General features: G+C 69.1%; 9 protein-coding genes. 1 reads left to right on the top strand and 8 read right to left on the bottom strand.

All coding sequences use genetic code 11. From position 1 onward, the window contains the following. From AC1DOC_RS10520 to AC1DOC_RS10545, 6 genes are all read right to left on the bottom strand, one after another. Positions 1-392: lysophospholipid acyltransferase family protein (locus tag AC1DOC_RS10520; RefSeq protein WP_478129776.1), on the bottom strand; the 392-nt coding region annotated here is incomplete at its 3' end. Positions 393-531: 139 nt separating this feature from the next. Further along, a complete protein-coding gene (locus tag AC1DOC_RS10525; protein ID WP_436311668.1) occupies positions 532-1,815 on the bottom strand; it encodes a dihydroorotase in 1,284 nt (427 codons plus the stop codon). Then, positions 1,812-2,774, bottom strand: a complete 963-nt coding sequence (locus tag AC1DOC_RS10530; protein WP_015867378.1) for an aspartate carbamoyltransferase catalytic subunit — start codon at positions 2,772-2,774, stop codon at positions 1,812-1,814. Before AC1DOC_RS10530 ends, AC1DOC_RS10525 begins: the two co-directional genes overlap by 4 nt. Beyond that, positions 2,774-3,271, bottom strand: a complete 498-nt coding sequence (pyrR, locus tag AC1DOC_RS10535) for a bifunctional pyr operon transcriptional regulator/uracil phosphoribosyltransferase PyrR (RefSeq protein ID WP_015867379.1) — start codon at positions 3,269-3,271, stop codon at positions 2,774-2,776. The genes AC1DOC_RS10530 and pyrR overlap by 1 nt, the downstream gene beginning before the upstream one ends. Further along, a complete protein-coding gene (gene ruvX / locus AC1DOC_RS10540) occupies positions 3,268-3,729 on the bottom strand; it encodes a Holliday junction resolvase RuvX (protein ID WP_436311669.1) in 462 nt (153 codons plus the stop codon). Before ruvX ends, pyrR begins: the two co-directional genes overlap by 4 nt. Beyond that, positions 3,729-4,328, bottom strand: a complete 600-nt coding sequence (locus AC1DOC_RS10545) for a YqgE/AlgH family protein (RefSeq protein WP_015867381.1) — start codon at positions 4,326-4,328, stop codon at positions 3,729-3,731. Before AC1DOC_RS10545 ends, ruvX begins: the two co-directional genes overlap by 1 nt. Here AC1DOC_RS10545 and AC1DOC_RS10550 point away from each other — a divergent pair, their 5' ends adjacent. Then, on the top strand, positions 4,329-5,876 hold the full coding sequence (locus tag AC1DOC_RS10550) for a cryptochrome/photolyase family protein (RefSeq protein WP_307595678.1): 1,548 nt from the start codon (positions 4,329-4,331) through the stop codon (positions 5,874-5,876). Here AC1DOC_RS10550 and AC1DOC_RS10555 read toward each other — a convergent pair. Together AC1DOC_RS10555 and AC1DOC_RS10560 are read right to left on the bottom strand one after the other, a co-directional pair. Beyond that, complete coding sequence (locus AC1DOC_RS10555; RefSeq protein ID WP_436311670.1) at positions 5,827-6,219, bottom strand: hypothetical protein; 393 nt, start codon at positions 6,217-6,219, stop codon at positions 5,827-5,829. The two genes, AC1DOC_RS10550 and AC1DOC_RS10555, sit on opposite strands and share 50 nt — an antisense overlap. Further along, the gene (locus tag AC1DOC_RS10560; RefSeq protein WP_478084212.1) at positions 6,216-7,850 is read right to left on the bottom strand and encodes a hypothetical protein; all 1,635 of its coding nucleotides are present in this window, start codon (positions 7,848-7,850) and stop codon (positions 6,216-6,218) included. The genes AC1DOC_RS10555 and AC1DOC_RS10560 overlap by 4 nt, the downstream gene beginning before the upstream one ends. Positions 7,851-7,993 lie beyond the last annotated feature (143 nt).

Consider the following 7,993-nt stretch of genomic DNA (forward strand, 5'->3'; position numbering starts at 1 on the left):
GTCATGTGGTGCACCACGCGCAGCGCATCGCGGCGGCGTTCGCGCTCGATGTAGAGCGAGCCCGCGCCGGTGGACAGCGTGCCGATCAGCGGCCAGTGCTTCACGCCCGCCTTCGAGACAAAGCGCACGTGGCAGGCAGCGTGGATGGCCGTGATGTCTAGCCACGAGAGGTGATTGCTGATGAGCAGCACCGGCCCCTGCGCAGGCGGCCTGCCCTGCACCTGGAGCGCGATGCCCATGATCTCGAGCAGGCGCCGCGACCACTGCTGCACGCGCAGGTTGCGCTCTGCCTGCGAAAGGCCCGGAAAGGTGAAGCGGATCGTCCACCAGCCACCCAGCGCGTGCCCCACCGCATGCAGCAGGCGCCAGCAGGCCTTCAGTGAATGGAGCATGTAGCGCGCAGCCTCTCCGCTTTCAATGCATGTTCGTGGAACACCGCGGAACCGGCTCTGCCGGGCCACTGGTGTTGCCCCCTGCAAGGGGGTTGGCGTAGCGACACGAAGTGCGCGAAGACTGGGGGTGTGCTCATTGCTAGCCGTGGACCACGCGGCCTGCAACCAGGGTGTGGCGGGCACGTCCCAGCAGCGGATAGCCCGAGAACGGCGTGTGCTTGCCCTGGCTCTTGAGCGCATCGGGCTGCACCTGCCATTCGAGGCCCGGATCGAAGACGCACAGGTCGGCCACGCCGCCCTCGGCCAGCCGGCCGATGCCGGTGCCTGCATCGGCGGCGGCCAGCAGCTGCGCGGGCGCGGACGTGATGACTTCCAGCGCGCGCACGATGCCCGCGCCGCTGCGCTCGCCCCACTGCAGCGCGAGCGGCAGCAGCAGTTCGAGCCCCGTGGCGCCGGGTTCGGCTTCGGCAAAGGGCAGGGTCTTGGCATCGGCCTCGACCGGCGTGTGGTCGGACACCAGCGCATCGATGGTGCCGTCGGCCAGCCCGGCCGACAGTGCGTCGCGGTCGCCCTGCTGGCGCAGCGGCGGGTTGAGGCGCGCGCGGCTGTCGAAGAACCCGATGTCGGTGTCGGCCAGGTGCAGCGAATTGATGCTGACGTCGCAGCTGAGCGGCAGGCCCTGCGCCTTGGCCGCGCGCACCAGCGCCACGCCTGCGGCGCTGGAGATGCGGCACAGGTGCACGCGCGCGCCGGTGCTCTTCATGAGCTCGACGATGGTGAAGATCGCGATGGTTTCGGCCGACACCGGCACGCCCGAGAGGCCCAGGCGCGTGGCCAGCGGGCCGCTGGCCGCCACGCCCTTGCCAAGGTCGCGGTCCTGCGGGCGCAGCCACACGGTGTAGCCGAAGGTGCTCGCGTAGAGCAGCGCACGCTGCAGCACCTGGGTGTCTGCGAGCGGTACGTCGGCCTGGCTGAAGCCGATGCAGCCGGCCTCGGTGAGCTCGGCCATTTCGGTGAGCACGCCGCCCGCAAGGCTGCGCGTGAGCGCGCCGAGCGGAAAGAGCCGTGCGCCCTGCAGCTTCTCGGCGCGGAACTTGAGCATCTCGACCAGGCCGGGCTCGTCGAGCACGGGGTCGGTGTCGGGCGGGCACACGAGGCTGGTGACGCCGCCCGCGATGGCCGCAGCCATTTCGCTTTCGAGCATGCCTTCGTGCTCGTAGCCGGGCTCGCGCAGGCGCGCGGCCAGGTCGACGAGGCCGGGCGCGACCACGCAGCCCGCGGCATCGAGAGTGCGCTCGGCCTTGAAGCCGGCCGGCGTATGGCCGATGCCGGCGATTTTTCCGTCGGCAATGGCGATGTCGGTCTTCTTGTCGATGCCCGATGCGGGGTCGACGACGCGGCCGTTGGAGATGAGGATGTTCATGCTTCGTTACCTGCGACGATGCTCATGACGGCCATTCGAACGGCGATGCCGAAGGTGACCTGGGGAAGGATCACGCTTTGCTTTCCATCGACCACGGCAGAGTCGATCTCCACGCCGCGGTTGATGGGGCCCGGATGCATCACGATGGCATCCGATTTCGCCAGCTGCAGCTTCTCGGGCGTGAGCCCGTAGGTCTTGAAGAACTCCTGCGACGAGGGCAGCAGCGCGCCGCTCATGCGCTCGTTCTGCAGGCGCAGCATGATGATGACGTCGCAGTCCCTGATGCCCTCTTCGAGCGTGTGGCACACGCGCACGCCCATGCCGGCCATGTCGCCGGGCACCAGCGTCTTGGGGCCCACCACGCGCACCTCGGCGCAGCCGAGCGTGGTGAGCGCATGGATGTCGGAGCGCGCCACGCGCGAGTGCAGCACGTCGCCGACGATGGCCACCGTGAGGTTCGCAAAATCCTTCTTGTAGTGGCGGATCGTGTACATGTCGAGCAGCCCCTGCGTCGGGTGCGCATGGCGGCCGTCGCCGGCGTTCACCACGTGCACGTGCGGCGCCACATGCTGCGCGATCAGGTAGGGCGCGCCCGACTCGCTATGGCGCACCACGAACAGGTCGGCCGCCATCGCGCTCAAGTTGGCGATGGTGTCGAGCAGCGACTCGCCCTTGGTGGCCGAGGAGCGCGCGATGTCCAGGTTGATGACGTCGGCCGAAAGGCGCTTGGCCGCGATCTCGAAGGTGGTGCGGGTGCGCGTCGAGTTCTCGAAGAACAGGTTGAACACGCTCTTGCCGCGCAAGAGCGGCACCTTCTTCACCTCGCGGTCGCTCACGCTCGTGAAGTTGGCGGCGGTGTCGAGGATGTGCGTGACGATGTCCTTGGGCAGGCCCTCGATCGACAGCAGGTGGATCAGCTCGCCGTTCTTGTTGAGTTGCGGGTTTCGCTTGTAGAGCATCAACGGTTCTCCTCGACCTTGAGGCTGAAGGCGCCATCATCGGCGCGGGCCAATGCGAGCAGCTGCGTATCGGGCAGCGTGAGCTTGGCGGCTGCGAAATCCGCCGCCACCGGCAGCTCGCGCCCGCCGCGGTCCACCAGCACCGCGAGCCGCACGCAGGCCGGGCGGCCAAAGTCGAACAGCTCGTTGAGCACCGCGCGGATGGTGCGGCCGGTGTAGAGCACGTCGTCCAGCAGCAGCACGTCGGCACCGTTCACGTCGAAGGGCAGCGCGGTCTGCGCGCTGGCCGAGAGGCCGCGGCGCGCGAAGTCGTCGCGGTGCATGGCCGACGAGATGACGCCGGGCGCGCCGGGCAGGCCCAGGTCCTTCTGCAGCCGCTCGACCAGCCAGGCGCCGCCGGAGGTGATGCCCACCAGCCGGGTGTCGGCGCGCATCAGCGGCTTCACGCCGGCCAGGAGGCTTGTGTAGAGCACTTCGGCATCGGGTATTGAACTCAAGGGAGGCTCCTCAAAAATTGCTCCAGGATGATGCAGGCCGAGGCCGCATCGGCATCGCGCGCGCCGGAGGCCAGCGCCTCGGTCGTGCTGTAGCGCTCGTCGACCTCGAACACCTGGAGATTGAAACGCCCGCGCAGCTGGCGCGCGAACTTCTGCGCGCGGCGGGTGTTCTCGTGCGGGGCGCCGTCGGGGTGCCAGGGTACGCCGACCACCAGCGCGTCGGGCTGCCATTCCTTGATGCGGGCTTCCACCTGCGCAAACCGGGCATCGCCCTCGGCCTTGATGGTGGCCTGCGGCGTCGCGGCGCCGAGCAGGCGGTTGCCGCTGGCGACGCCGGTGCGCTTCAGGCCGAAGTCGAAGGCCAGGAAGCTCTGGAAGTGGGGGGGAACGGCAACGGCAGCAGGGGCGGCGGAGGGAGCGGCGGGAGGGGCGGGAACGTCTGGCATGGCAGCGGCCATCACGCGTGTCCCGCTTCCGGCGACAGTTTCCAGGCTTCCAGGCCCAGCAGCAGCAGCGCCCGGTCGTAGCGCTGCTCGACCGGCGTGTCGAAGATCACAGCCGGATCGGCGCCCACGGTGAGCCAGCTGTTCTCGGCCAGTTCCGATTCGAGCTGCCCCTCGCCCCAGGCCGAATAACCGAGCGAAACCAGCACCTTGCGCGGGCCCGCGCCGGTGGCCAGGGCTTCGAGCACGTCCTTGGAGGTGGTCATTTCGAGGCCGCCGGGAATGGTCATGGTCGAGGCGTAGACCGATTCCTCGGGCTTCTCGGCATGGGTGAACACCGGTTCGTGCAGCACGAAGCCACGCTCGGTCTGCACCGGCCCGCCCTGGAAAACGGGTGCGTCGCCGAGTTCGGGGCGCGACAGGTGCAGTTCGATCTTCTCGAACAGCACCTTCAGGTTGATGTCGCTGGGTTTGTTGATCACCAGCCCGAGCGCACCGCGCTCGCTGTGCTCGCACAGGTAGACGACGCTGCGGTTGAAAGTTTTATCTTCCATCCCCGGCATCGCGATCAGGAAGTGATGCGTAAGGTTCATCGGGGCAGAATCGGCAGCCATATGCCGCCGATTTTACTGGCCGTCGACAAGACCTATCCCAAAGGGCTCATGTGGTTTCGCCGCGACCTGCGCGTGGACGACAACGCGGCCCTGTACCACGCGCTGCGGGCCTGCCGGCAGGTGGTGTGCGTTTTCGTGTTCGACCGGGCCATCCTGGACCCGCTGCCCCGCATCGACCGGCGCGTGGAATTCATCCGGGAATCGCTGGTGGAGCTCGAGGAAGAACTGCGGGCGCTGAGTGGCGGGCTGATCGTGCGGCACGCCCACGCCATCGAGGAGATCCCGGCGCTGGCCCACAGCCTGGACGTGCAGGCCGTCTTCGCCAACCGCGACGACGAGCCCGATGCGCTGGCGCGCGATGCCCAGGTGCTGGGCGCCCTGGCCAACGCGGGCGTGAGCTTCTACACCTACAAGGACTCCACCGTCTTCGAGCGCGACGAGCTGCTCAACAAGACCGGCCAGCCGTACACGGTGTTCACGCCCTACAAGCGGGCCTGGCTCGCCAAGGTGGACGCCTTCTTCCTCAAGCCCTACCCGGTGCGCAGCCATGCCGATGCGCTGGCGCCGCCGCCCGCGGCCCATCGCACGCCGGTGCCTTCGCTCGAGGACCTCGGCTTTGGCCGGAGCAATCTCTCCGAGCTCGACATTCCCACCGGCAGCCAGGGCGCGGCGGCGCTGTTCGAGGACTTTTTCCAGCGCATCGACCGCTACGACGCCGCGCGCAATTTTCCGGCGGTGCGGGGGCCGAGCTACCTGGGCGTGCACCTGCGCTTCGGCACCGTCTCGATCCGGCAGCTGGCGGGGGTTGCGCACCAGCTCTTCCTGCAAGGCGACGCGGGCGCGGCCGCCTGGCTGGGCGAGCTGATCTGGCGGGAGTTCTATTTCCAGATCCTGGTGCACTTTCCGCACGTGCATTCGGGCGGCGAGTCGAAGAGCTTCCGGCCCGAGTACGACAAGATCCAGTGGCATCACGGCAAGCATGCCGACCAGCTGTTCGAGGCCTGGTGCCAGGGCCGCACGGGCTACCCGCTGGTGGACGCGGCCATGCTGCAGATCAACCAGAGCGGCTACATGCACAACCGCCTGCGCATGGTGGTGGCCAGCTTCCTCTGCAAGGACCTGGGGCTGGACTGGCGGCGCGGCGAGCGCTACTTTGCGCTGCACCTGAACGACTTCGAGCTGGCTTCGAACAACGGGAACTGGCAATGGGCCAGCTCCAGCGGCTGCGACGCGCAGCCCTGGTTCCGCATCTTCAACCCGGTGACGCAGAGCGAGCGCTTCGACCCCGAAGGCAAGTTCATCCGGCGCTACCTGCCGCAGCTCGCGGGACTGTCGAATGCCGCGATCCACGCACCCTGGACGGCATCGCCGGTGGAACTGGAAGCCGCCGGCATCAAGCTCGGCGAGACCTACCCCAGGCCGGTGGTCGACCACGCCGAGGCGCGCGAGCAGACGATGCGGCGCTATGCGGCCGTGCGCGGCGCCGGCCAGCCGCCGCTCAGCGGCGCGTCAGCACGATCTCCGCGCCGGCGTCGGAGCGACCCCTGAGCGTGCCGGCGTCGAGCTGCTGGAAGGTGATGAGGTTGTCGCGGCAGCCGGTGAGCGCCTTGCTGCCTTGGAAGTGCAGCTCGTAGACGCCGCTTTCCACGCGCCGCCACAGCATCGGGGTCGGGATGCCGACACAGGGGTCGGCAGTGCTCTGCGCCAGCGTGCGCCAGGTGCCTCCAGCGGTCTGCAGCTGCATCTGCGCATCGACCTGGCGGCCGTTCTTGAGCGTGATGCGCGCGGTCCAGTCGCCTTCGAGGCCGTCGGCCGCCTGGGCTGCGGCCGGCCCGGCGGCCATGGCCAGCATGCCGGCGCAGGCCGCGGTACGCCACAGGATGTGCTTCATACACCGCTCCCGATGCCCAGCTGAGGCTTCATCGCCTCCCACGCCACGCCGTTGAGGCGGCGCGCGCTGTTGAGGTTGTATCGGGCGTCGGACTTGGTGGTGCGCACCACATAGACCTTGCCGCTGTATTCGCCGAAGGTGCGCAGCGACCCCACGTCGGTCGGCGGATGGCCGCCGTTGAAGGCCAGCAAGCGCGCGCCGCCCTCGGTGCGGATCTCCACCGTGCCGGTCTCGGTGGCCGCGCAGGTGTCGTAGGCGTTGGTGGCGGAATCGAAGTTGCAGGCGTAGTACTGCACCGTGCCGGCGCCGGTGAAGGCCGCGCGCAAGAGCCGCGTCTGCTGTTCGTTCAGCACGCCCAGGCTGATGGTGCCGGTTCCGGCCGGCAGGGTGGCACCCGAAGCCGGGAAGGCCGCGATCAACGCTTCCAGCGTGGTGAAGCTTGTGGTCTCGCTCGGATTGGCCAGATTGATCGAATAGGGCTGCACCAGGTCCACGCCGCGGCGGTAGCGCAGCTGCGAGCCGGCCGGGAAGGTGGCGTCCGGGTTGGCGAAAGCGGTCGCCGGCACCACGCCGAAGATGCTGTTGCCATCGGCCGCCTGCATCTCGGCCACCACTTCGGCCATCTTGCGGCCGGAGATGTCGGTGACCGCGGCATGGCCGAGGCTGCGCGTGGTGCCGCCGCAATAGTCGCTGCGGCTCGGCGTGCCAAGGGTGCTGGTGAAGCCTGCGTTCTCGTCGCAGCGCACCCAACCGTTGGCGCCCAGCTGCACGACGCCGTAGAGCGTGTCGTGCGCGGTGGGTGCGCCGTTGGTGAGGCCTTCGCGCCGGTCGGTGAGCTTCAGCTTGCCGGTGGCCGGGTCGGGCACGCCATCGGTCGGATAGGTCCGCGCGATGTAGTGGTCGGCGCGCGCGAAGTCCAGCCGGGCCAGCTGGTCCGAAGCCACCGGCGTGACGGTCGCCGGATCGACCAGCCGCAAGGCCACGCCGCTGTGCAGCGCATCGGCCGTGACCAGCGCGGCGGTGAAGGCGTTGTCCTCGAAGCGGCCGGGGTCGGTCACGGCCACGGCCTGGTAGTCGTACAGCTGGGCAAGCTCGGGCAGGCCCAGCTGCAGCAGCACCAGCGCCTCGGCCCGCTCGGGCGCCAGGCCCGCGGCCACGCCCGCCTGCAGCAGCGTGGTCAGTGGATTGACCTGCCCCCGGTGCCCGGCCGGCGCGCTCATGGTGAAAGGCTGGGAGAACGATGGCAGCGAGGGATTGCCGCCGTCCACCTGCGCCAGCAGCGGCGCGGCGGCAAGCTCGGCTGCGGCGGCCGCATCGGCCGGCGTGTAGGCGAAGCTGTAGGCGCCGTCCTCCCCAGTCTTGCTGGCGGCCGCGGGCTCGCCTTCGTCGCAGGCGCCGCTCCGGTTGCGGTCCACGCAGACCAGCGCCCCGCTCACCGGGCCGAGCACCATCACCTTGCCCGACACCGTGACCGGCGATGGGGACGACGGCGGGTTGCCGCCGCCCGGGGGGCCGAACGGCGGAAAGCCGCCGCCGCCGCCGCCACCTCCTCCGCCGCCGCAGGCGGACAGCGCGAGCAGAAGGCCTGCGCAGGCCGACGGAACGGCCGCTCTGGTGAATCGAATGTGCATGGTCTTTTTCCTCCAGGTTGTGTCGGGCACCGGGCTCGCCGAAAAAGCAAACCTTCGTTCTCAACAGTGTGGGAGGGCGGTTTGCACGGCGCATCACGCAAATGCACGATGCGCGGCGATCGGCGAGGAGCTAGGGGCTACCC

The organism is Variovorax sp. 01T439_2, assembly GCF_056398445.1.